Origin of the sequence: Pandoraea faecigallinarum (genome assembly GCF_001029105.3) — a bacterium.
GTDB classification, from domain to species: Bacteria; Pseudomonadota; Gammaproteobacteria; order Burkholderiales; family Burkholderiaceae; genus Pandoraea; species Pandoraea faecigallinarum.
The window spans coordinates 3,864,950-3,889,226 of record NZ_CP011807.3; the positions used below are offsets into that span (position 1 = coordinate 3,864,950).

Genomic DNA, 24,277 nt, shown 5'->3' on the forward strand with positions numbered 1-24,277 from the left:
TGCTCTAGAAAGGAGGTGATCCAGCCGCAGGTTCCCCTACGGCTACCTTGTTACGACTTCACCCCAGTCATGAATCCTGCCGTGGTAAGCGCCCTCCTTGCGGTTAGGCTACCTACTTCTGGCAAAACCCACTCCCATGGTGTGACGGGCGGTGTGTACAAGACCCGGGAACGTATTCACCGCGACATGCTGATCCGCGATTACTAGCGATTCCAGCTTCACGCAGTCGAGTTGCAGACTGCGATCCGGACTACGATCGGTTTTCTGGGGTTAGCTCCACCTCGCGGTTTGGCAGCCCTCTGTACCGACCATTGTATGACGTGTGAAGCCCTACCCATAAGGGCCATGAGGACTTGACGTCATCCCCACCTTCCTCCGGTTTGTCACCGGCAGTCTCCTTAGAGTGCTCTTGCGTAGCAACTAAGGACAAGGGTTGCGCTCGTTGCGGGACTTAACCCAACATCTCACGACACGAGCTGACGACAGCCATGCAGCACCTGTGTTACGGCTCTCTTTCGAGCACTCCCGCCTCTCAGCAGGATTCCGTACATGTCAAGGGTAGGTAAGGTTTTTCGCGTTGCATCGAATTAATCCACATCATCCACCGCTTGTGCGGGTCCCCGTCAATTCCTTTGAGTTTTAATCTTGCGACCGTACTCCCCAGGCGGTCAACTTCACGCGTTAGCTACGTTACTAAGGAAATGAATCCCCAACAACTAGTTGACATCGTTTAGGGCGTGGACTACCAGGGTATCTAATCCTGTTTGCTCCCCACGCTTTCGTGCATGAGCGTCAGTATTGGCCCAGGGGGCTGCCTTCGCCATCGGTATTCCTCCACATCTCTACGCATTTCACTGCTACACGTGGAATTCTACCCCCCTCTGCCATACTCTAGCCTTGCAGTCACGAATGCAGTTCCCAGGTTGAGCCCGGGGATTTCACATCCGTCTTACAAAACCGCCTGCGCACGCTTTACGCCCAGTAATTCCGATTAACGCTCGCACCCTACGTATTACCGCGGCTGCTGGCACGTAGTTAGCCGGTGCTTATTCTTCCGGTACCGTCATCCCCCCGAGGTATTAACCCAGAGGATTTCTTTCCGGACAAAAGTGCTTTACAACCCGAAGGCCTTCTTCACACACGCGGCATTGCTGGATCAGGCTTGCGCCCATTGTCCAAAATTCCCCACTGCTGCCTCCCGTAGGAGTCTGGGCCGTGTCTCAGTCCCAGTGTGGCTGGTCGTCCTCTCAGACCAGCTACAGATCGTCGCCTTGGTGAGCTTTTACCTCACCAACTAGCTAATCTGATATCGGCCGCTCTTGTAGCGCGAGGCCCAAAGGTCCCCCGCTTTCCTCCTCAGAGCGTATGCGGTATTAATCCGGCTTTCGCCGAGCTATCCCCCACTACAAGGTACGTTCCGATATGTTACTCACCCGTTCGCCACTCGCCACCAGGTGCAAGCACCCGTGCTGCCGTTCGACTTGCATGTGTAAGGCATGCCGCCAGCGTTCAATCTGAGCCAGGATCAAACTCTTCAGTTTAAACCTGTTACTGTTTTCGGTCTTTCGCGATACATCGCTAGAACCGGTCGCTCTCAAAGTATGCTGACAAGTTAATTTCTTAACTTACCTATTACTATGTGAGCCTCAATAAATTTAAAGCTTATCTGCCGAAGCAGACGCACCATTCATCGAGTGCCCACACTTATCGGTTGTTCAATTTTTAAAGATCAATCGCATCGAACTTCGCTTCGTCGCCGACTTACCGCGCCGTCGCTTCGTTTTCTGCGTCGCTGCATCAGCAGCAGAGAAGTGAGATTATGTCGCAGCCTCTCGTCGTCGTCAACAGTTTTTTTCGCCTTCATCGCTCGTCGCTCTCGCAACTCACCAGCCCCAAAACCGCCAACCACCGGGCTTTTCGGCCCGTCGCATCAACCTCGCCGCCGCTTTCGCTGCGTCGCCGTCGTTGCGAGAGACGAGATATTAATGACCTTCGCCCCATCGCGCAAGTCCTTTGTGAAACTATTTTGACGATGCCGCATTTTCTCGCGCTCCGGGCCGCGCAGTGGCAGGTCTCTATAGAAGAGGGAAAAAGCGCCGCCGCGCTTTCGCTGCCGTGCACATCTCCACACCGGCATCGCCGCCTTTGGGCACAATAGCGCGCATGAACACAGATCTGCCTCACGACGCCTCCGAGCAAGCACATCCCTTCGCCGCTCTGCTGCCCGACACGGTCATCTCTGCCGTCGAGCAACTGGGAAGCTATAGCGACGGTCGCCTGCTCGCGCTCAACAGTTACGAGAACCGCGTCTATCAGATAGGAATGGAAGACGGTCACCCACTGATCGCCAAGTTCTATCGCCCCGAGCGCTGGACCGATGACGCCATCCTCGAAGAACACGCATTCACGCAGTCTCTCGCGCACAACGAGATCCCTGTCGTCGCCCCACTGGAAATCAACGGCCGAACGCTGCACCACTTCAACGGCTTCCGCTTCGCCCTCTTCCCACGACGCGGCGGCCGCGCGCCCGAGCTTCAGGATCCGGACACGCTCAACTGGCTCGGCCGCTTTCTGGGGCGCATCCATGCACAGGGTGCCATCCAGCCGTTCCGCCATCGCCTCACACTGGACATCGATACCTATGGTCGGGCGGCGGTCGACTATCTGTGGACGAACGACTTCATCCCGGTCGACTTGCGCGACGCCTGGCGCAGCATCGCCGACCTTGCCCTTACCGGCATTGCGCGCGCATACGAACGAGCGGGGGATGTCCGGCAACTGCGCGTTCACGGCGACTGTCACGGCGGCAACGTGTTGTGGACCGACGCCGGGCCGCATTTCGTCGACTTCGACGACACTTGCATGGCCCCCGCGATGCAAGACCTCTGGATGCTGCTCTCCGGCACACGCGCCGAGATGACTGTCCAATTGGACGAAGTCCTCTCCGGTTACGAAGACTTCGCCGACTTCAATCCGCGAGAACTCCATCTGACGGAAGCATTGCGCACGTTGCGCCTGCTGCATTACAGCGCCTGGCTCGCGCGACGCTGGGACGACCCGGCGTTCCCCGCCGCCTTCCCCTGGTTCAACACACAGCGCTATTGGCAGGACCGTATCCTGGAACTACGCGAGCAGGTTGCGCTAATGGACGAACCGCCGCTCGCCTGGCGCTGAAAGCCTTTCGCCCGGGGGCGGTATGTCGACGACGCTACGCCAATCGGGGACGTCGGCCCCGAGCAAGCCAGGCGCCCCTTAGCCCTCTCACCACCATCGCCACATCGCGAACGCAAGCGCCGCCGCCACGCACCACTCGGCGGCGGACCCTGTCGTGACATGAAGCGGCGAGCGAAAGCGAGTCCGAAGAGGCCAGCACAGCGGCACACCGGAGGGCGTCAGCCAGTCCGCCAGCAAGTGCGACAGGTATCCGGCACACAGCGCGAGCATCCAGGGCGGCACGCGACCCCATCCGTAAAGACACGCGACGATCGCAAACGCCGGTAATAACAGGGAATGCGTCAGGCCGCGGTGCCCGAAGACATGGGATATCGCAAGCGACAGAGGCGCCACGCGCCGCCCCAGCATACTTTTCGGATGATCGATATCGGGCAGCAACGCGCCAACCAGCGTCAACGGCCATGCGTGAACGCTCGCGGCCCAACCGGTACGATGCATCAGCCAAGTCGCGCCGATACCGAATATGAGATGACTTCTGGCTTGCATGGAAAGATACGAGTCGACGCGCGAAGACATTCGAATCCGCACAAAAGGGGGCGAAGTCTACCACCGCATATCGAACGCGGCTCGCGCGCAGCCATCGGGCATCACCACATCAAAAACAAATCCGCAACGCCCTTTGCGCAGCACCGCGAGCACAGAGGCAAATACGACGCCAATACAACGCCAATACAACGCCAATACGACACGTTCGCCCGCCCTCGTCCCGCCTTTCGACATGATTCGATTGACGGCGTCATATGCGAACTTTACGATCCGCCCGACCGGTCCATAGCGTCGCGATTCCCCGTTCGTTCGCCGCGAGACGAGCCGAGGTCGACAAGCAAAAAATCCCGCAGGAGTTTTCGATGAAGAAGTTTCTGATGTTGGCCGCAGCGATTATGCCGCTCGCCGCGCATGCTACGAATCCGCTCGTCACGGATGACACGGGCACGCAGGATACGGGCAACTGGCAGTTGGAACTCAATAGCGAATGGATAACGCTGCCGACATCGCGACAGCAGCAATGGACCAACACACTGACCTATGGGGTACTGCCCGCGCTCGACGTGGCCATTCAGGCGCCCTACCAACGCAGCCGTCCGGACGGCGACGGCTGGACCAGTGGCTTCACCGACCTCCAGCTGCAGGCCAAATGGCGCTTTCTCGAAGGCGAGCAATGGAGTCTCGGCCTGAAACCATTCGTCACGCTCCCGACGGCAAGCCAGGATCGCGGCCTCGGCAACGGGCGCGCCACGACCGGCGCCAACCTGTTGATGCAATATACGCTCGATCGCTGGACGTTCCTCGCCAACGCCGGCTACACCTGGAACAACAACAGCACGGGCAACCGGCAGAGCCTGTGGAATGTATCAACGGCCATGCTTTTCAGCGTGACGGAGGAATTGCGGCTCGTCGGCGATATCGGCATGGCAACGAACCCCGACAGCACCACGCAGACCAAGCCCGCGTATGCGCTCGTCGGCGCCATTTACAGTCCGACGAAGGACCTCGATCTGGACGTCGGCTACAAGCGCGGCCTGAATCCCGCCTCCCTCACGCATTCGGTTCAGGCCGGGGTAACGATTCGCTGGTAAGCGTCGCCCGCCCTGTCGCCGGAAGTGGGAGCCAACGACAGGCCGGGACGTACGCAGCGCGTTGCGACCCGCGCGGGACGCGAGAAATACGCACACGACGCGCATGAATTTCGAGCACCCCTTAAATTTAATGTCATAAATTCTTGACACGATGCGCAGAATACCCGTATTATTCTTCTTCTCAGACGCGGGGTGGAGCAGTCTGGCAGCTCGTCGGGCTCATAACCCGAAGGTCACAGGTTCAAATCCTGTCCCCGCAACCAAATACGGAAAGCCCGTTGATCGCAAGGTCAACGGGCTTTTGTCATTCCCGGCGCCATTCGGTGTCCCTGATTACGCGCCGTTCGGTACACGTCACGAAGTCTCTCCCAGCATCTAGAATTCAGGAAGCGTCGTCGCGGCCTTTGACAGGGAGAATGAAATGAACGCGTCCCACCCCGTGACCGAGTGAGCAAAGGAAGGTGGATCCTCACGGGCCAACGGCATCGATGTGCCCAAAGTGGAAAATACGAAGTTTTCCAAAGCAACCGGAGGATCCGAGTGAATTGTACGGCAGTGGGTGTAGACATCGCGAAAAGTGTGTTCCAAGTGCATTACGTCGATCAGGAAACTGGCGAGATCGTGAACAAGCCGATCAAGCGGGCAAAGTTCCTTGAGCATTTTGCGAACCGAGCGCCGTGCCTGATCGGGATGGAAGCGTGCGGTGGTGCGCACCACTGGGCCCGGCAACTCGCGAAGCTGGGCCACGAGGTGAAGCTGATGCCGGGGGAGTTCGTAAAGGCTTTCAACATCAGGAACAAGAGCGATGCGGCTGATGCGAAGGCGATCTGGCTGGCCGTGCAGCAGCCGGGCAAGCCGGTCGCAGTAAAGACCGAAATGCAGCAAGCCATGCTGGGGCTGCACCGGATGAGACAGCAACTGATCAAATTTCGCACGATGCAGATTAATGCTCTGCGAGGGCTGCTAACGGAATACGGTGAAGTGATGGGCAAGAGTCGGGCGAAGCTCGATAAGGAAATACCCGCTGTGCTCGAACGGATTGCGGAGCGTTTGCCTGCCGTGCTGATCGATACGTTTCGCGCGCAGTGGAACGGACTGGAGAAGCTTGATGAGCAGATCGCTGAGATCGAGCGTCGGATGCGCGAGTGGAAGAAAGAGGATAAGGCGGTCAAGGCCATCAGCGAGATTCCCGGTGTTGGATTACTGACGGCAACAGCAGCTGTCGCGATGATGGGAGATGCGAAAGCGTTCAGTTCGGGACGAGAGTTTGCCGCGTGGGTTGGGATCGTGCCGAAGCAGACGGGTTCGGGCGGCAAGGTGAACTTGCATGGCATATCAAAGCGCGGCGACACATATCTGCGCACCCTGCTGATTCACGGTGCACGATCTGTGCTGACGCATGCGAAAGAGCCCGGTGAGTGGGTCGAACAAATCCAGAAGCGGCGGCCAAAAAATGTCGTAATCGTCGCGTTAGCCAACAAGATGGCGCGAACGATCTGGGCAGTTCTTGCCCATGACCGGCAGTACCAGAAGGGATACGTGAGCGTGAAACCCGTCTAAACGGGCAGCGCTTGCGTAGAGGATTAACGTTTAAACACAGGGTGAACGTCGAAAGGTTGCGCAGCAATCGAGTGTGATGACAAGCCAGGTAGGACCGGGACTCGCTAAACCTGAATGATGCCTCGAGCTTTGAGCTCGCCGGGAGAATGAGGTGCGAGTCAGCGAATTTCATAGGGGCCCGCAGCGACTGTACCGACTGCATCGAGGCCGGATATAGAGCTGCAGCCCATCCTGTCTATCAAAACACGCGAAAACTGTTGCAAACGGGACGCGTTCATATAGCGCATCATGTCCGACCACGACAAGGTATTCGCCGGTTCGATCCCGAAGTGTTACGACACGCTGATGGTGCCGCTGATCTTCGAGTCATACGCCGAAGAATACGCCGAAGACACGGCAAAACTGATCGCCGCGAGTTCGCCCGCCGCAGTGCTGGAGACGGCCGCCGGCAGCGGTGCCGTTACCCGCGCGCTCGCGCCCCGGCTCCCGGCGCATACGCGTTATGTCGTTACCGATCTCAACGCGCCGATGCTTGACTACGCCGCGAGCCGCCAACCTGCCGACGAACGCATCGAATGGCGGCAGGCCGACGCGCTTGCCATTTTCCCTTCGATGCGGCGTCCTTCGACCTCGTCGTCTGCCAATTCGGCGCCATGTTCTTCCCCGACCGAACGCAAGGCTTCGCACAGGCGCGTCGTGTGCTGAAGCCCGGTGGACGTTTCGTCTTCAGCGTCTGGGATCGCATCGAGGAAAACGAGTTTGCGGACGAAGTCGCTCGCGCCGTCGCCGCGTTGTTCCCCGACGATCCTCCGCAATTTCTCGCCCGCACGCCGCATGGCTATCACGACGTCGAGCGCATCCGTGAGGATCTGACGCGCGCCGGATTCTCCGACATCCACATCGAGACACACGCCAGAACAAGTCTTGCCGCTTCGGCGCGCGATGCGGCCATCGCATACTGTCACGGCACGCCGCTGCGCAATGGAATCGAAGCGCGCGATGCCGGGTCGTTGCCCGCAGCGACGCACAGCGCAACGCAAGCGATTGCGGCACGTCACGGCAACGGCCCAGTGAGCGGGAAAATACAGGCGCATGTCGTTGTGGCGGCAGGATAGCCAGGGTGCGTACGCCCTGACACAGTGGCCAGACAAAGCCCGGCAGACTTCAATGCAGATGCGAGATGCCGAATACCGAATGCAAACGGCGAACGCCGGACAGCGAATCCGGTAACCGCGCCCATGCTAGAGTCGCCCCATGCAGGTCCAGCGTCCCGCTCCCTGAACCTTCCGCTACTGCACCCGCTTATGTCCGCTTTCCCCGAAGGCAGCACCGCAGATTCGAACGCCCGCCAATACGACGCGCCCGGCACAGCGATCCTCCCGGCGAAAACCGCATTGATCGTCATGCATTACCAGACGGATATCCTCGCGTTGTTTCCGAGCGCCGCACCAGCGCTGCTGGCCAATACCCGTGCGCTATGCGACGCCGCCCGTCTCAGCGACATCGGCGTCTACTTCGTCAAATTTCACTTCAGCGCAGGTTATCCGGAGATCAGTCCGATGAACCGGAACGGACAGGGTGTCAAACGCCTCGGGCGCTTCGTCGACGACTGCATCTCGCCGGAACTCGGCCAACGGGCGGACGAGCCGCTCATTCTCGCTCACCGCGCCAGCGCATTCTTCGGCACGGATCTGGAGGTGCGGCTTTCCGGCAAAGGTATCGACACGCTCATCATGGCCGGCATTGCATCGACGGGCGTGATGCTTTCGACCGTGGCCTACGCGAGCGACGCCGACTATCGGCTATTCACCGTCAAGGATTGTTGCTACGACCCCGATCCGGTCGTTCACGATCGGCTGTTCGCGACGGCGTTCGACTCGCGCACAACGGTGCTCACGCTGGCCGACGCGTTGGCGCTAGTCGGCCGACGCGACACGCAGTGAGTCCTCGACGCCGGGCTCGCCCCTCCCTCTGAGACGGCAAAACCGCTGCTCCGTGACTTTCGTCCCCCATTGCTCGCCCTCGAATGCTTCCGCGAGGCGGAAGCCGAACGATTCGTACAGGTGGCGTGCCGCATCGAGTCCTTTGAACGTCCAGAGGTACGTCTCATGAAACCGCGCATCGACGAACGCCATGGCGTTGGACATGAGACGTCGCCCGACGCCCGTGCCGCGCAACACGTCATCGACGATGAACCATCGCAGATGAGCGACTCCCGTCTCGAGATTCCCGTCGATGGCCAGCGACGCGAGGGTGCGATCGTTCTCGACGTAAAGCCATAACGCCTTGCCCTCGGCCGGCAAAGCACCGGCAAATTCCGCCAGCCCCATGGCAACCTTTTTCTCGAAGAACGCACCGAAGCCCCAGTGCTGCGCGTAGTAGCGCGCATGAAGACTCGCGATGTCCCCGATACAGCCGGGCCGATAGCCCTGCGTGATCTGCGACGCGATCTGCGCATCGGTATCGCGCTTCGAAGCGTTGTCCTGCGCGAGCGCGTCCGCATATAACGCCAGGGAACGGACCAACGCCGCCTGATCGGCGGGCACGATGCGCCGCAACGCGCTGGACACCTGATCCGTGGCGTAACGGTCGATCTTTTGGCGCAGCTTTTGTCCCTCCTCGGTCAGATAAAGCTCGGAGGCGCGGGCATCGTCGTTCGCTGTCACGCGCCGCACGAGCCCGCTGGCTTCGAGCTTCGCGATCTGGCGGCTCGTATTGGATTTATCGAGACGCAGGATATGGCCGAGGTCCTTGGCACCGATGCCGGGCGCGGCGCCGATTTCGATGATGGCGTGCACGGCGGACGGCGCAAGATCGCTATCGGCCAACGTGGTACGCATGAAGCCGAGTTCGCGCACCAACCGGCGGGAGAAGTCGCGGAGTTCCAGAATCTCTGCGTCACGGGGCTTACCGGGGATGTCGACAAAATCCATAGGTCATCTCACAGGAGGTGTACCGGTCACGCGGAGAGCGAAGACTGCACGCGTCGGCCAGCCGGGTATCAGTTGCGACACAAAATGCTAGTTGCGGCACGCAACCAATATAGTTGCGATTCGCAACTTAGGCAAGCACCGCGTTGCCTCGTCATTGCCCCGGTCACTCCACAGGAAACCGTTCGATCACCTCACGAACCGCCGTCAATACGGGCTCGACCTGCTCGTCGGTCATCGAACTGAGCCCGAGACGAAGCGCATGCGGCGCGTGGCGTGTCGTGGCATACGCCTGCGCCTTCGACACGGCGATACCACTTGCGGCAAGGGCAGATGCCACCCGATCCATGCGCAGGCCTTCCGGTAGGGGCAACCACAGAAACAACGACGAGGGATGCGCCACCACCTCCATACCGCGCAACACCTTCCGCGCGACGGCCTGGCGCCGTTTCGCGCTCTCGCGCTGGCGCTCCTCCTGACGCACGATGTCCCCGCCCGCCATCCATCGCGTGGCGATGGCCGTCACCAGGCTCGGCAGACTCCAGTACGTCGCGCGAATCACCCGCATGAGCGCCCCTGCGTGGCTCGCCGGCGTCACGACATGGCCGAACCGCAGCCCCGTCGCCACACTCTTCGAAATGCTCGCCACGTGAAATGTCCGCTCCGGCGCGAGTGTCACGACCGATGCCGGCGCATCGTCCACCAGATAGGCATACGTTGCGTCTTCGACGATCAGGCAGTCGTAGCGACGTGCGATATCTACCAGACGCCGACGCTGCGCCTCGTTCAACACCCCGCCGAGCGGATTGTGCAAGGTCGGCATCGTGTAGATCGCGCGCACCGCGTGATGACGACACGTCGCTTCCAGGGCATCGAGATCCGGGACGCCCTCTGCGAAGGGCACCGGCTTTAACGTCAGTCCCGCGAGCGACGCCGTCATTCGGAAGCCGGGATACGTCAACGCGTCGACGGCCACCGCATCGCCGGGGCGCAGCGCCGCTCGGACCACGACATCGAGTCCCTGTTGCGCGCCGCCCACGAGGAAAACGCGCTCGCCGGGCACGTCGATTCCCCGCGTGTCGCGCAAGTACGCCGCGACGATCTCGCGCTCGTGCCGGCGCCCGCCGGGCGGCTGCTGATGCAGCAACGCACTGAGATCGCCCGCCGTCGTGAGTTCGCGCAACGTCGAGCGCAGCAGTTCGCTGCGATCGGGCCACGACGGATGGTTGAACGACAGGTCCACCGCACTGGAACTCAGCCGCGCCTCGTCGTCGACGTCCCACTCGCGCTGCATCGGACGGTCGCGCACGAACGTCCCCCGCCCGGTTTCCCCGACGACCAGTCCGAGATCGCGCAGCTTCGCGTAGACCTTCGTGGCCGAGGCGACGGCGATGCCATATTGCGCCGCGAGCTTGCGGTGTGTCGGCAGCGCCATGCCCGGCGGGAACGCACCGCTGCGAATGTCGTCGGACAAACGCGCGACGAGCGCGGCCACAGGCGACGTGGAGGAGGCTGACGAGGTGGGCGACATCGACGAAAGGGGCGAAGGGACGAAGGGACGAAAGAACTGTACCTAGGACAATTTCTTGATTGTCCGATTCTAGGCGACGACACTGAGCGGAGCAAATAACCACCGAGGCCTGCCATGTCCGCCACCCCACTCCCGGTCCTGAACTACCTGCGAAGCCAGCTCGACGGCACACTGCGCGGCGACGAGACGATCCACATGCGTTACCCGACGGCAATCTCGCGATTCCTGGGCTTTCGCATCGTGGAGATCGGTGAAGCATCGGCGGTCATCGAATTGCACGCACGCACCGACCTCCACGGCAACCAGCAGGGCACCGTGCACGGCGGCCTGCTCTGCGAGCTTGCAGATGCCGCCATCGGCACCGCACATTCCACGCTCATGGTCGAGGGCGAAACCTTCACCAGCATCGACCTGAAGGCCACGTTCCTGCGTCCCGTGTGGGAATCGCGTCTGCTCGCGCACGCATGGGCAACGCACCGCGGGCGCACCGTCTCCCACTATCAATGCGACATCGAGCGCGACGACGGCAAAGTCGTTGCACGCGTGGACAGCGCCGTCATGACCTTGCGCGGCGACCACGCCAAGGGCCGATAAGCCACCATGCCCGGCGACCTTGCGATCGACGGGCCATGACGTTGACCTTCCGGTCGGACGCCGACTCAGAACGGCGCAGTCAATGTCAGGCGCAAACCCTGTTGCAAGCCGCCCATGCCCGTCGGCACGCTGTCGTCCAGGCCGAACAAGAACCCCCCGGTACGCAGCTTCGTGCCGGCACCGACCTGCACACGGTCGCTGCCGTACGGGCTGCCCGGCACGAAATACACCGGTCCGCTCGCCGCGATATCGGCATACGCCAGCCCGGCGAGGCTCTGTCCGTTGAAGTCGTGCTGCAACTCAACGCGGAGGTAGGGAGAGAACGTGCCGAGGCGTGTCGCCTTCGCAAAGCCCGCGCGCACGCCCAGGGTTCCGGAAAGCGTGTTCACGTTCTGCTTGAAGTACGTGAGCGCGTTGAGTCCCGCGCCGGTCTCGCTGTACTGATCGAGTGTGGAGCGTGAGGCCGTCAGGCGTCCGTAGGGCGAGAACAGCCAGTCGTCTGTGCGGTATTCGTAACCGGCGGACAACGAACCGAAGCACTGCTGGCCGTTGCGCTTGCCGCGCGCGAAGTCGTTCGCGTCGGTTACCCAGCGGCGCGAATCGAAACCGAGCGTACCGAAGCCTGCGACGGCAAGGGTCAGATACCTCCGAGCAAGTCGTGGGAATCGAGAATCGCGTACGCGATTTCGGGACGCGCATCGAGGCAGCGCCGGATGGCGGCGGGAATCGCGGAGCGGGTCTTCCGGCAGAGTCCCGGCTGTGCGTCGAGTTGGATGATGATGCCGCGCAGCGTTTTGACTTCGTTCGGGCCGGGCGAAATTCGCAACCGGATGCCGAGTTGCGCGTGCATCAGGCCGATGACGCGATTCAGGTCGGCGTAACTGGAAATCGCTTCGATCCGTGCAATCAGCCGCTTCTCCTCCGTCTGCGTGAGCCTCAGGATGCGGCGGTCGCCATGCGGATCCTGCATGAGACTTTCCCGCTCGCAAGTGCAGGCACCGGGCGGGCATTCCGTACGGATGACAATCTGGATCTCGGCGGCCATGACGAGAACAGCGATGGAGTTGGAGGTCGTTTGGGAGGAGCGCACAGGTGCTCACACAGGCGGTCATTGTCGCCCCGGGCAGTATCGCCTGAGCGACGCCGCCGTTCCATTAGGGATTTCAACCGAGGCCGGCGGCCGCCCCCGGCGCCTGAGCCAACGCAAACGGGACCCGCGCGCCGGGCGTTATACTCTCGCGCTCTTAACGCCTTTGCTTCCCCCGAGGAACATGCCAGATGAGCACACTGCCCCCTTGCCCGAAATGCCATTCCGAATTCACGTATGAAGACGCCGGCATGTACATTTGCCCGGAATGCGGCAACGAATGGTCGGCGCAGGCCGAAGCGTCCGCCGAGCCGGCCGCGCGTGTCTACCGCGATTCGACCGGTGCGATCCTGCAAAACGGCGACACCGTCACCGTCATCAAGGACCTGAAACTCAAAGGCGGCGGCGGCACGATCAAGATGGGCACCAAGGTAAAGAACATCCGCCTCGTCGACAGCGACCACGACATCGATTGCAAGATCGACGGTTTCGGCGCCATGAGCCTGAAGACGGAGTTCGTCAGGAAGGTGTGATCCGGTCTGTCCCGTCGCGGGACGTTTCCCCCGATTCCTCCCACTTTGCGCAAGAAACGCTTTCCGTTTCGCGCGTTTATCGAATGGCGGCCGGTCCCTACACTGTCACGCATGCAGTGAGACGGGAGGAGACGCCCGCCAACAAGGAAAAACCGGCGCACATCGGTGCGCCGGCGCACATCGGTGCGCCGGCTTCCGTGAAGCCCCCCAACCGTCTCCAGCAGGTGCGTGCTCACCCACGCCCTATCCACACCCGACGGCCATGAAAAAGAAGATTGCTTTAGCGGCGTTTCTCGCAGTGCCCGGATCGTTTGCGATCCTGGCGCTCGCCTGTCTGCACCCCGTTCTGCGCCGCGAACTGGCGCGCGCCGCCGGTCTCGAGCCCGTCTTTGCCAACGTCTCGCGCCAGGTCGTGCTGCTCGCCCTCGTCTATCACCTGAACCTGCATCATCGCCATCGTGAACATGCCCTGCGCGCCTGCCTCGCGGGCGGCGGCACGGACTGCGACGCCTTCGCGCAGTAAGCACGCGGCACGTTCATCGCGGTCATCACGCCTATCACGCCCATCACGCCCGAATGGCGAACCCGTCGACGTAAGCCCGCAGATCCGCGGCGCTCGCGGTGTTCCAGATCCTGCCGTCGCACAACGTTTCACTCCCGGGCGGCGGTGCGACCGGCACGCCCTCGGCCCGCGCCGCCGCCTCGAACAATGCCGTGTGATTGACCGCGGCCGCCGTGTGCGCAGCCTGCGCGAGCGCGTCGTCCCCGACCATCCCCCAACGACGATACTGCGAGATGAACCACATGCCGTCGGCGGGATGCGGGTAATTCACCGCACCGTCGTCGAAGAAGCTCACCGGCAGCAATGCATGCCGCCCCCGCAAGCGCCCGAAATCGCCCAGCAATCGCGCCGCGATGAGATCGCGCGGCGCACCGACCCATGCCGGTTCGGCCAGCCAGCCAGCCGCCTCCGCCCGGTGCCCCGGCATGTCGAGCCAGCGGCAGGCGCTCAGCAGGGTGCGCACCAACGCCAGCGCCGTCTTCGGATAACGCAGGACGAAATCCCGCCGGCAAGCCAGCACCTTCTCCGGATGGTTCGGCCAGATGTCGCTGGACACCGCGACCGTGCGTCCGAGTCCGCGTGCCTGCGCAACGGCATGCCACGGCTCACCGCAGCAAAAGCCGTCGAGCCCGCCCTCCTCCATCGCCGCCACCATGTGGGCGGGCGGAATCACAATGCTGGTAATGTCCGTGAGCGGGTCGATGCCCTGCGCCGCAAACCAGTAGTTCATGAACATCGCGTGCGTGCCCGTGGGGAAGGTCTGCGCGAAGACCGGTCTACGACCGAGCGAGGCCAGGGCAGCGCGCAGGTCTGCGGTATCGGCCAGCGCGCCGGCCAGCGACGGCGTCACCGTCACCGCCTGTCCGTTGCGATTCAGCACCATGAGCACCGCCATGTCCTCGCGTGGGCCGCCGATCCCCAGCTGCACGCCATAGACCAGCCCGTAGAGGGAATGCGCCGCGTCGAGTTCGCCGGTGAGCAGCTTGTCGCGAATGGCCGCCCACGACGACTCCCGGCTCAGCTCCAGCGTGAGGCCATGCTCGTGCCCAAGCTCCAGACGCTTCGCCACGACCAGTGGCGCCGCGTCCGATAGCGCGACGAACCCCACGCGCAAGTGACGCTTCTCCGGCGCCTCATACGCCTCATGCGTCTCGTGCGCCTCGTGCAACATACGCTCCGGCAACGGCGCGCCGGAAGCCAACCATGATGACGTCGACATGAGCAGTGTCTATCCCAGTAATTCGGCAATCGAGACGAGCTGACGCGCCACCTCGACGAGCTTCTCGCCCTGATCCATCGCCCGCTTGCGCAGAATGGCATACGCCTCCTGCTCGGAAATCCTGCGCCGGTCCATGAGCAGCCGCTTCGCACGGTCGATCAGCTTGCGGTCGGCCAGTTCGCTCTCGGCCTTCGCCAGCCGGGCCCGCAGTTTCTCCTCGTGGGCGAAACGCGCCAGCGCGACTTCGAGAATCGGTGCGAGCCGGTCGGCTGCCAGCCCTTCGACAGAGTACGCCGTCACGCCCGCATCCACGGCCGCGCGAATGAGCGACTGATTACCGTCGGCAGAGAACATCAGCACCGGGCGCGGCGCCGCCGCGTTCATGACCGCCAGTTGCTCCAGCGTGTCTCGCGACGGCGATTCGGTATCGATGATGACCACATCGGGCCGCTCGCTCTCGACCACACGCGGCAAGGCCTGCGGTTTGGCGACTTCGGCGAGCATCTCGCAGCCCAGACGCGCGAGCGCCGCGCGCAATTCGCCGATCGGTTTGTCGGTGTCCGTGACGAGGAGCACGCGCAGCACGCCCGAAGCGTGAGCCGGACGCGATGCGCCCGCCGCGGCGGGCGTGGCCATAACAGGCTCGGCGGCGACCGGTGTCGCCGAAGCCGTTGTCTTGCGGGAAGGAGCGGCCGGTGGATCGATCTCCCCGGCATCCGGTGTTTTCGGCAAGTTTGGTGAGGGCCGACACAGTCGGCCAGTCGGTGAAGAATCCGTTCTCGAAGCGCCTGGCGCTCAGTATAGGCACTGAATAGGTACTGCCGATACAACGCGTCAGGCCGCCCGCGCGATGACATCCTCGCGTTGTTGTCGCGTCGTTGCAGCGTCCATCGCCGCTTCAGCGACCGCGCCGCCCACGAGGAGGATGGCAGGACTGGCGAAGCCGCCCGCCCGCACATCGGCGGCCAGCCGGCCCAGCGACGTCACCATGCGGCGTTCCTGCGGCGTGCCCGCCCACTGGACAATGCCCGCCGGCGTGTGGGCATCGAGATGCGCGAGCAGCGCAGCGCTCAGTGCCTCGACCCGATGCAGTCCCATGTAGATCGCCAGCGTGGTACCGGTCGCGGCGAGCGCCGCCCAGTTCGGCGCACTGCCGTCCTGCCGGTGCGCGGTGACGAAGGTCACGCCCGCACAATGATCGCGATGCGTCAGCGACATGCCGAGGCCGGCCGCCGCCGCAAAGGCTGCCGACACGCCGTTGACGATCTCCACCGGCACGCCCGCGCGCCGCAGTGCCGTCATCTCCTCGCCCGCCCGGCCGAACATCAGTGCGTCGCCGCCCTTGACCCGCACCACATGCGCGCCGCATTTCGCGAACCGGCACATCATTCGTTCGATGAAAGCCTGCGGCGTGGAACGGCACCCGCCGCGCTTGCCCACGGCAATCACGCGTGCCTGCGGCGCGAGCGTGGCGATCTCCGGATTCGCCAGATCGTCGATGAGCAGCACATCGGCCTCGCCGAGCACGCGCGCCGCGCGTAACGTGAGCAGATCGAGTGCGCCGGGGCCGGCACTGAGCAGCGTGACTTTGCCTTGCTTCATGATCGTTCTCCCTTGATTCCTCAATGCTTCCGGTGTCGCCCATGCCGGTCATGCCGCGCCTGTCACTGCCGGCGTCGCCGCACTCGTTTGTGCAGCCATCGCCATCGCGTTGCACATGCGCTGCAACTCCGGCACGCACGAGCCGCACACCGTGCCGCAGCCAAGCGTCGCCTTGAGTTGCGCGACGTCCGCGCCCGCCGCGATAGCTGCGTCGATGCTCGATGCCGCCACCGCCTTGCACTGGCACACCGTCCGGTCGCGCGGCGCGGCCGGGCCGCTATCGGCCACGAAGACCGCGTGGCGCGCGCGCGTCCACGGCAACGCTGCGCTCACCCGCGCCAGCAGCGACATCGATCCCGCCACATCCGCTTCGCTGCCCGCGACCAGCACACCGTCGATGAGCGCCCCGCGCCAGGCCACGCGCTTGGTCGTCGCCCGACGCGCATCGCGGTACTCCAGCAGCGACGCATCGCGCGGCAGCGCCAACGCCGTATGCAACCGTTCGAGCCAGTGGGCATCGGCTTCGACGTCGGCGGCCGTCACGACGATACGGTCGTCGCCCTCCAGACGTACCGCCGCGAACCTGCGCCCGGCAAGCAGCGGCTGCACCGCGGCGTGCAAGGCAAGCGCATCGCCGCGTCGCACTGCCGCCACGCGCCAGGGCAGTGTGAGCGGATCGACCCGCACCGCCGCGTGCTTCAGCTCCGGCTGTCTCGAATACGGATCGACGGCATTCGTCGTGGTGTCGTTCACGCCACCGCCGCCGAGAAACTGGCCGCTCCAATGCATCGGGACGAAGACCGTGCCCGACGCGACCTCGTCGTTCACCGTCAGCGTCAGCACGCGCTCCGCGCGCCGGCTCGACAACCGCACGAGGTCCCCCGCGCGCAGACCACGACGCGCCGCGTCCGCCGGGTGCATCGTCACGGCCGGCTCCGGTGCGTGCTCGAACAACTGTCCTACGCGGCCCGTGCGGCTCATGCCATGCCACTGATCGCGCAGGCGCCCGGTAATCAGACGCAGCGGATGCCGCGCACTGATCGGCTCGGCGACCGGCTGGTAATCGAAGGCGTGGAATTTGGCGCGGCCGTGCGCGGTAGCGAACACACCATCCTCATAACGACGGGCGGCGCCGTGTGCCGCCCCCGCCGGGAATGGCCACTGCTGCGGCCCGCTCGCGTCGAGCAACGCATAGTCGATGCCGCCGATATCGAGATCGCGGCCGAGCGTGAGCGAGCGATGCTCGTCGAAGATCGCCTCGATGGACGTAAACGCGAACGGCTCGGGCGGCACACCTAGCTTCGGCGCAAGACGCCGCGCCACTTCGCCGGCGATCCACCAGTCCGCGCGCGCGTCGCCCGGGGGCGCGAGCGCCGCACGCACGCGCGAAATCCGCCGCTCCGAATTCGTGACCGTGCCCGCCTTCTCACCCCAGCTGGCAGCGGGCAGCAGCACGTCGGCGTACGGCACCGTGTCCGTCTGGTGAAACGCTTCCTGCACGACAACGAACTCCGCGTTCGCGAGCGCCTCGCGCACCCGCGCGCTGTCGGGCATCGAGTGGACCGGGTTCGTGCACACGATCCAGATGGCCTTGACGCGTGCGTCGCGCACGGCATCGAACATTTCCACGGCCGGCAGGCCGGGCGTGTCCGAGAGTCCCTGCACGCCCCAAAGCTGCTCGACCTGTGCACGGTGCGCCGCGTTGCCGATTTCGCGATGTGCGGCGAGCATGGTGGCAAGACCGCCGACCTCGCGTCCGCCCATGGCGTTCGGTTGCCCGGTGAGCGAGAACGGTCCCGCGCCGGCACGTCCGATTTGCCCCGTCGCCAGATGCAGATGGATGAGTGCGAGGTTCTTCTGCGTGCCATGGCTCGACTGGTTCAGCCCCATGCAGTAGAGCGACAGCGCCGCCGGACTCTCGCCGAACCAGTCGGCGGCCTGCCGTAACGCAGACTCCTCGATACCGCAAATGTCCGCAACGAGTTGGGGCGGGTAGGCGCGCAGTGTCTGCTTGAGCGCGTCGAATCCCTCGGTGTGAGCATCGATGTAGCGACGGTCGATGCGCCCTTCCCAGATCAGGTGATGCAGCATGCCGTGAAACAGCGCGACATCGGTGCCCGGCACGATAGGCAGATGCAGGTCGGCCATCGCGGCGGTATCGGTACGGCGCGGATCGATCACGATCCAGCGAATCGACGGATCGGCCGCCCTGGCCGCCTCCAGACGGCGGAACAGCACCGGATGCGCATACGCCATATTGCTGCCCGCGAAGATCACCGTGCGGGCGGCTTCGAGATCTTCGTAGCACGTGGGCGGGCCGTCCGCGCCGAACGCCATCTTGTACGCGCTCACCGCGCTCGACATGCACAGGCGGGAGTTGGTATCGATGTTGTTGGTGCGCACCAGCCCTTTGGCGAGCTTGTTGAAGACGTAGTAGTCCTCGGTGAGCAACTGACCCGATACGTAAAACGCCACCGCGTCGGGCCCATGGCGGCGGATGACCTCGGCAAAGCGCGACGCCACGGTGTCGAGAGCGGCGTCCCACGTCGCGGGCGTGCGCCCGGCATCTCGCGAGACGCGTATCTCGGGCGTCAGCACACGACCGGCAAGCGACTGCGCGGTGAGCGGCAAGGTCATGCCCTTGCTGCACAGCCGCCCGTAATTCGCCGGATGCGCCGGGTCGCCCCGCACACCGACGATGCGCTCGCCGTCGCTCTCGACGAGCATGCCGCAACCGACGCCGCAGTAACAGCAGGTGGTTTGCGTGATGGTTGTCATGGGCAGGCTCCGGCCGGATTCGATCGGCTGACGCCAGTCAGGCAGTCACGCCGCCGAGCGTCTCGGCGGCACCGCTGCCCGTCGTCTCGTCGAACGACAGGTACACCTCACCGGCGTCGATCCGCACCGGAAAGCGCCGCGCGCAGCCGATATCCGGCGCACACGCTTCGCCCGTCGTCAGACCGATGTTCCAGGCGTGCAGCGGACACGTCACCTTCTCGCCGTGCACAATGCCTTGCGAGAGCGCGCCGCCCTTGTGCGGGCACCTGTCGCGTAACGCGAAGACGCTGTCGCTCTCGGTGCGAAACAGGGCGATGTCGCCGCCCGCATGCGTCAGCACGCGCGTGCCCAGACGCGGAATCGCATTCACGGCGCACACATGCAGCCAGATCGGTTGGGTTGGGGCCATGACGGTCTCCTCAGGCAGTCGTGATTTCGGCAGCCGGCGCACTCGCCACCGTAAGCGGGCGGTACTCGTTGGCCTGCGTGCCGTCGATGCGCGCCTGCCACGGGTCGGGCAGGCCATCGAGCGAGAACAGCAGGCGCTCGTACAGCGCACGGCGATTCGCCGCATCGCTCACCACCTTCTGCTTCACGTAGTCAAGGCCCACACGGTCGATGTAGTGCACGGTACGGTCGAGGTAGTAGGCCTCCTCGCGATACAACTGGAGGAATGCGCCCGTGTATTCCTTGACCTCCTCTGCCGTCTTCACCTTGACGAGGAACTGCGCCACTTCGGTCTTGATGCCGCCGTTGCCGCCGACGTACAACTCCCAGCCCGATTCGACCGCGATGACGCCGACATCCTTGATGCCGGCTTCGGCGCAGTTGCGCGGGCAACCCGACACCGCCAGCTTCACCTTGTGCGGCGACCACATGTTCGCGAGCATGGTCTCCAGGTCGATGCCCATCTGCGTGCTGTTCTGCGTGCCGAAGCGGCAGAACTCGCTGCCCACACACGTCTTCACCGTACGGATCGATTTGCCGTAAGCGTGACCGGACGGCATGCCCAGATCGCGCCAGACGTTCACGAGGTCCTCCTTCTTCACCCCGAGCAAGTCGATACGCTGACCGCCCGTGACCTTGACCATCGGAATCCGGTACTTGTCGGCCACATCCGCGATACGGCGCAGTTCGCTCGCATTCGTCACGCCGCCCTTCATCTGCGGAATGACGGAGAACGTGTTGTCCTTCTGGATGTTGGCGTGCACGCGTTCGTTGACGAAGCGGCTTTGCGGGTCGTCAACGGCCTCCTTCGGCCACGTGCTGAGCATGTAGTAATTGAGTGCCGGACGGCACGTCGCACAGCCGTTCGGCGTGCGCCATTCGAGGAAGTCGAAAGCGGCACGGTGCGTAGTCAGGCGGTGCTCGCGCACGGCGCGGCGCACGTCGGCATGCGACAGGCCGGTGCAGCCGCACACGGCCTTCTCTTTCGGCGCCGCATCGTAAGTCGAACCGAGCGTGCTCATCAGAATCTGTTCGCACAGGCCGGCGCACGAACCGCACGAGCTGGCAGCCTTGGTGTGCTTCTTCACCTCGTCGAGCGTGAACAGGCCCTTCCCGGTGATCGCCTTGACGATGGTGCCCTTGCACACGCCGTTGCAGCCGCAGACTTCGTCGGTATCGGCCATGGCGGATGCGCGGTTCTGCCCCTGCGTGCCGACGTCGCCCACGCTCGACTCGCCGAACATGATGCGCTCACGCAGTTCGCCCAGCGTGCGCCCTTCTCGCAGCAGCTTGAAGTACCACGCGCCATCGGCCGTATCGCCATACAGGCAAGCGCCGACGAGCTTGTCGTCGCGAATCACAAGCTTCTTGTAGACGCCGCTGGCCGGGTCCGAGAGCACGATCTCCTCGGTGCCTTCGCCGCCGAGAAAGTCGCCTGCGGAAAACAGGTCGATGCCGGTGACCTTGAGCTTCGTCGAGAGCACCGAACCTCGATAGCTGCCGATGCCCATGAGCGCGAGGTGGTTCGCGCACACCCTGGCCTGCTCGAAGAGCGGCGCGACGAGACCGTATGCCACACCGCGATGGCTTACGCACTCGCCCACGGCGTAGATGCGCGGGTCGTAGGTTTGCAGCGTGTCGGACACGACGATGCCGCGCGCGCAGTGCAGGCCGGCGGCTTCGGCGAGCGCGGTGTTCGGGCGGATGCCGGCCGCCATCACCACGAGATCCGCCGCGATTTCCTCGCCGTTACCGAACTTCACGGCACGCGCGCGGCCGTGTTCGTCGCCGAGAATCTCCGAGGTCTGATGCGACAACCGGAAGGCCAGTCCGCGCGCTTCGAGCGACTGTTGCAGCAGCTTGCCCGCGGTGCAGTCGAGCTGACGTTCGAGCAGCGTGGACGCCAGATGCACGACGGTGACATCCATGCCGCGCAGCTTCAGGCCGTTGGCCGCTTCCAGCCCGAGCAGTCCGCCGCCGATCACCACCGCGTGACGCTTGACCTTCGCCGTCTCGATCATGATCTCGGTGTCGCGAATGTCGCGATAGCTGATGACACCGTCGAGATCCCGGCCCGGCACCGGGAGGATGAACGGAGTGGAACCGGTGGCGATGAGCAGACGGTCGTACGGCGCTTCGGTGCCGTCGGCACAACGCACGACGCGGCGCGGGCGGTCGATCTGCGTGACCTCCTTGCCCAGATGCAGCGTGATGCCCTTTTGCGCGTACCAATCGAGCGGATTGAGCACGATGTCCTTGAAGGACTGCTCGCCCGCGAGCACCGGCGAGAGCAGGATGCGGTTGTAGTTCGGGTGCGGCTCCGCGCCGAATACGGTGATGTCGTATTGGTCCGGCGCGATCTCAAGCAACTCTTCGAGCGTGCGGATGCCGGCCATGCCGTTGCCGATGACGACCAGACGAGGTTTGCCCATGCTGTCTTCTCCTGTTGCACCGCCCGAATCGCGCGCGGCGCCCGAAAAACAAAACGGCGTCCGTCCATGCCGAAGCACGGAGGGACGCCGTTGTCCTGAGGGTGCGTTGCGGGCGCTCCCGCCCGACGCCGCACCTGAATTCGTTGCCGGCGACGCCTTTGCCGCTGGCGTTATTGCTAACGCAACAAGCGTGCCAGGCAGGGCATTACCCCGGGCAAGGCGTTGCCGGACAAGGAGAAGACGGAAATTTGTCTATGGGAATCGTCCGAGAGTGGAACGAAATCTGCCGCACCGCACCAGTGCACGACGTGACGCCATCGCGCCACGCGCACCATCATGAGGCCTGCATCAGGGCGCGCCCGATGATGAGTTGCTGAATCTGCGTGGTGCCTTCATACAGCCGCAGCAGACGCACGTCGCGATAAAAGCGCTCGACCTTGTACTCGTTGATGTAGCCCGCGCCGCCGTGCACCTGCACGCCACGGTCGGCCACGCGCCCGGCCATCTCCGTACAGAAGAGCTTCGCACAGGAAGCGCGCATGCTGACGTCGGCATCGCGCGTGCCCGCGGGCTTCGCGTCGTAGCGCGCGGCGCAGTCCTGCACCATCGACCATCCGGCATAGAGTTCGGCCTGACTGTCGGCGAGCATCGCCTGCACCAGCTGAAAGTCGCCGATGCGCTGGCCGAACTGCTTGCGCTCGCGCGCGTACGCCACCGACTCGTCGAGAATGCGCTGCGCCATGCCGCACGCGAGCGCCGCCACGTGCAGACGCCCGCGGTCGAGCACCTTCATGGCCGTCTTGAAGCCTTGGCCTGCCACGCCGCCGATCACGTTCGCCGCCGGCACGCGCGCGCCTTGCAGCACGACGTCGCAAGTCCTGGTGCCGCGTTGCCCCATCTTCCGGTCCGGTTTTCCCAGCGACAGGCCCGGCGTGTCGGCCGGCACGATGAACGCGGAGATGCCCCCCGCGCCCTCGCCTCCGGTGCGCGCCATCAACGTGAACGCCCCGGCGCGCGGCGCGTTGGTGATGAAACGCTTCACGCCGTCGATGACATAGGTGTCGCCGTCGAGCACGGCCCGCGTCTTGAGCGCGGCGGGGTCGGACCCGGCATCGGGCTCCGTGAGCGCGAAGGACATGATCAGTTCGCCGCTCGCCACGCGCGGCAGCAGATCGCGTTTCTGCGCGTCGGTGCCGTCCATCAGAATGCCCTGCGAGCCGATTCCCACGTTCGTGCCGAACACCGAGCGAAACGCCAGCGACGTCTGCCCGAACTCGTAGGCCACGCGCACTTCCTGAGCCATCGACAGGCCGATGCCGCCGAACGCTTCGGGAATCGACAGACCGAACAATCCCATTTCCTTCATGTCGTCGACGATGGCGGCGGGCACGTCGTCGTTCGCTTCCACGTCGTCCTCGGCGGGCACCAGCCGCTCGCGGATAAAGCGTTGCACGGCGGCGAGCAGCAATTCGAACGATTCGCGATCCAGTCCCTTCGATGTCATCGGGCGTCCCTTGAAATATGTCGTAACACTTGTCTGCCAGGCGGCCGTCGGCCGCGCGAGTCTCGCTATCTTACCCGCGCACCCCGGCGCCAGGCGCGCCGCGCATGGCTGCGCACGATTTTCCGCGCGCATCCTTCCCATCATTTCCGCGCGTTGGGCAACAGTCCATTAACTAGCATCCTAATTATTAGTTAACATATAATCTTTCACCATGACCTCCTTGGAATCGCTCCGCTTCGTGTTCACCAGCCATTTGTTGCTGGCGGGCAAACAGTGGCGTCAGTTATCGCAGGGCGCGATCGTCGAATACGGAATTTCCGCGGCGAGCGCAGGCCCGTTGTTGTTCATCCGCCGTCTTGGCCAGGGTGTGCGTCAGGTCGAGCTTGCCGAGTATGTCGGTCTCGAAGGCGCGTCGCTCGTGCGCCTGCTCGATCAGTTGTGCGCCGCCGGGCTGGTGGTGCGTGAAGTCGATGCCAGCGACCGCCGTGCCAACGCGCTGCGTCTGACCGCGGCCGGCGATGCGCTCGCCGGGAAGCTCGAACTCGAACTCAGTCAATTGCGCGCCAAGGTATTCGCGAACATCCCCCGGGAAGATTTCGAGGCGGTGTTGCGCGTGTTCGATACGCTCAACCGCGCGGCCGACCCGGAGGGGTCCATGCTCGCGATGGAGCTTCCCAAGAAGTAAAC

General features: G+C 63.7%; 19 protein-coding genes, 1 tRNA gene, 1 rRNA gene and 2 pseudogenes. 10 read left to right on the forward strand and 13 right to left on the reverse strand.

All coding sequences use genetic code 11. From position 1 onward, the window contains the following. Positions 1 to 8 precede the first annotated feature (8 nt). Positions 9 to 1,541, reverse strand: a 16S ribosomal RNA gene (locus AB870_RS16925). 622 nt (positions 1,542 to 2,163) lie between these two features. Here AB870_RS16925 and AB870_RS16930 point away from each other — a divergent pair. Beyond that, positions 2,164 to 3,174 carry a serine/threonine protein kinase gene (locus AB870_RS16930; RefSeq protein WP_047905604.1) on the forward strand — a complete coding sequence of 337 codons (1,011 nt, stop codon included), beginning with the start codon at positions 2,164 to 2,166 and terminating at the stop codon, positions 3,172 to 3,174. Between the two features lie 87 nt (positions 3,175 to 3,261). Here the strand turns inward: AB870_RS16930 and AB870_RS16935 are convergent, their stop codons facing one another. Next, positions 3,262 to 3,672, reverse strand: a complete 411-nt coding sequence (locus AB870_RS16935; RefSeq protein WP_237169969.1) for a metal-dependent hydrolase — start codon at positions 3,670 to 3,672, stop codon at positions 3,262 to 3,264. 410 nt (positions 3,673 to 4,082) lie between these two features. Here AB870_RS16935 and AB870_RS16940 point away from each other — a divergent pair, with 410 nt between their 5' ends. From AB870_RS16940 to AB870_RS16960, 5 genes and pseudogenes are all read left to right on the forward strand, one after another. Continuing rightward, positions 4,083 to 4,811 carry a transporter gene (locus AB870_RS16940; RefSeq protein WP_047905605.1) on the forward strand — a complete coding sequence of 243 codons (729 nt, stop codon included), beginning with the start codon at positions 4,083 to 4,085 and terminating at the stop codon, positions 4,809 to 4,811. A gap of 186 nt (positions 4,812 to 4,997) precedes the next feature. Beyond that, a tRNA-Met gene (locus AB870_RS16945) sits at positions 4,998 to 5,074 on the forward strand. 277 nt (positions 5,075 to 5,351) lie between these two features. After that, complete coding sequence (locus AB870_RS16950) at positions 5,352 to 6,371, forward strand: IS110 family RNA-guided transposase (RefSeq protein WP_047905322.1); 1,020 nt, start codon at positions 5,352 to 5,354, stop codon at positions 6,369 to 6,371. Positions 6,372 to 6,659: 288 nt separating this feature from the next. Further along, positions 6,660 to 7,486: pseudogene (locus AB870_RS16955) on the forward strand (class I SAM-dependent methyltransferase). Between the two features lie 288 nt (positions 7,487 to 7,774). Continuing rightward, complete coding sequence (locus AB870_RS16960; RefSeq protein ID WP_047908333.1) at positions 7,775 to 8,314, forward strand: cysteine hydrolase family protein; 540 nt, start codon at positions 7,775 to 7,777, stop codon at positions 8,312 to 8,314. Here the strand turns inward: AB870_RS16960 and AB870_RS16965 are convergent. Beyond that, positions 8,288 to 9,304 (reverse strand): bifunctional helix-turn-helix transcriptional regulator/GNAT family N-acetyltransferase, encoded by a 1,017-nt coding sequence (locus AB870_RS16965; RefSeq protein WP_047905606.1) that lies wholly within the window; start codon positions 9,302 to 9,304, stop codon positions 8,288 to 8,290. The genes AB870_RS16960 and AB870_RS16965 overlap by 27 nt on opposite strands. Before the next feature lie 163 nt (positions 9,305 to 9,467). Then, positions 9,468 to 10,832, reverse strand: a complete 1,365-nt coding sequence (locus tag AB870_RS16970) for an aminotransferase-like domain-containing protein (RefSeq protein ID WP_047905607.1) — start codon at positions 10,830 to 10,832, stop codon at positions 9,468 to 9,470. A gap of 114 nt (positions 10,833 to 10,946) precedes the next feature. On the opposite strand from AB870_RS16970, the gene AB870_RS16975 reads away from it, so the two are divergent. Then, complete coding sequence (locus AB870_RS16975) at positions 10,947 to 11,426, forward strand: PaaI family thioesterase (protein ID WP_047905608.1); 480 nt, start codon at positions 10,947 to 10,949, stop codon at positions 11,424 to 11,426. Positions 11,427 to 11,491: 65 nt separating this feature from the next. Here AB870_RS16975 and AB870_RS16980 read toward each other — a convergent pair. Together AB870_RS16980 and AB870_RS16985 are read right to left on the reverse strand one after the other, a co-directional pair. Continuing rightward, positions 11,492 to 12,055: pseudogene (locus AB870_RS16980) on the reverse strand (autotransporter outer membrane beta-barrel domain-containing protein); the annotation flags it as partial. 8 nt (positions 12,056 to 12,063) lie between these two features. Beyond that, entirely contained in the window at positions 12,064 to 12,396 is a 333-nt protein-coding gene (locus AB870_RS16985; protein ID WP_237170141.1) for a hypothetical protein, read from the reverse strand. A 308-nt stretch (positions 12,397 to 12,704) separates the two neighbouring features. On the opposite strand from AB870_RS16985, the gene AB870_RS16990 reads away from it, so the two are divergent. Together AB870_RS16990 and AB870_RS16995 are read left to right on the forward strand one after the other, a co-directional pair. Then, complete coding sequence (locus AB870_RS16990) at positions 12,705 to 13,046, forward strand: zinc ribbon domain-containing protein YjdM (protein ID WP_047905611.1); 342 nt, start codon at positions 12,705 to 12,707, stop codon at positions 13,044 to 13,046. Between the two features lie 262 nt (positions 13,047 to 13,308). Next, entirely contained in the window at positions 13,309 to 13,569 is a 261-nt protein-coding gene (locus AB870_RS16995; protein ID WP_047905612.1) for a hypothetical protein, read from the forward strand. A 43-nt stretch (positions 13,570 to 13,612) separates the two neighbouring features. Here AB870_RS16995 and AB870_RS17000 read toward each other — a convergent pair whose 3' ends face one another. The 7 genes from AB870_RS17000 to AB870_RS17030 all read right to left on the reverse strand — a co-directional run bounded on the left by AB870_RS17000 (position 13,613) and on the right by AB870_RS17030 (position 23,590). Next, positions 13,613 to 14,779, reverse strand: coding sequence for a CmpA/NrtA family ABC transporter substrate-binding protein (locus AB870_RS17000; RefSeq protein ID WP_047905613.1), 1,167 nt, complete (start codon positions 14,777 to 14,779; stop codon positions 13,613 to 13,615). Positions 14,780 to 14,836: 57 nt separating this feature from the next. After that, positions 14,837 to 15,463 (reverse strand): ANTAR domain-containing response regulator, encoded by a 627-nt coding sequence (locus tag AB870_RS17005; RefSeq protein WP_157112370.1) that lies wholly within the window; start codon positions 15,461 to 15,463, stop codon positions 14,837 to 14,839. 198 nt (positions 15,464 to 15,661) lie between these two features. Continuing rightward, the gene (gene cobA, locus AB870_RS17010) at positions 15,662 to 16,429 is read right to left on the reverse strand and encodes a uroporphyrinogen-III C-methyltransferase (protein ID WP_047905614.1); all 768 of its coding nucleotides are present in this window, start codon (positions 16,427 to 16,429) and stop codon (positions 15,662 to 15,664) included. Positions 16,430 to 16,477: 48 nt separating this feature from the next. After that, entirely contained in the window at positions 16,478 to 19,207 is a 2,730-nt protein-coding gene (locus AB870_RS17015; protein WP_047905615.1) for a nitrate reductase, read from the reverse strand. A gap of 37 nt (positions 19,208 to 19,244) precedes the next feature. Then, positions 19,245 to 19,616, reverse strand: coding sequence for a nitrite reductase small subunit NirD (nirD, locus tag AB870_RS17020; RefSeq protein ID WP_047905616.1), 372 nt, complete (start codon positions 19,614 to 19,616; stop codon positions 19,245 to 19,247). Positions 19,617 to 19,626: 10 nt separating this feature from the next. Next, entirely contained in the window at positions 19,627 to 22,086 is a 2,460-nt protein-coding gene (gene nirB, locus AB870_RS17025) for a nitrite reductase large subunit NirB (protein ID WP_047905617.1), read from the reverse strand. Between the two features lie 334 nt (positions 22,087 to 22,420). Continuing rightward, a complete protein-coding gene (locus AB870_RS17030) occupies positions 22,421 to 23,590 on the reverse strand; it encodes an acyl-CoA dehydrogenase family protein (protein WP_047905618.1) in 1,170 nt (389 codons plus the stop codon). 211 nt (positions 23,591 to 23,801) lie between these two features. Here AB870_RS17030 and AB870_RS17035 point away from each other — a divergent pair, with 211 nt between their 5' ends. Further along, a complete protein-coding gene (locus AB870_RS17035) occupies positions 23,802 to 24,275 on the forward strand; it encodes a MarR family winged helix-turn-helix transcriptional regulator (protein ID WP_047905619.1) in 474 nt (157 codons plus the stop codon). Positions 24,276 to 24,277 lie beyond the last annotated feature (2 nt).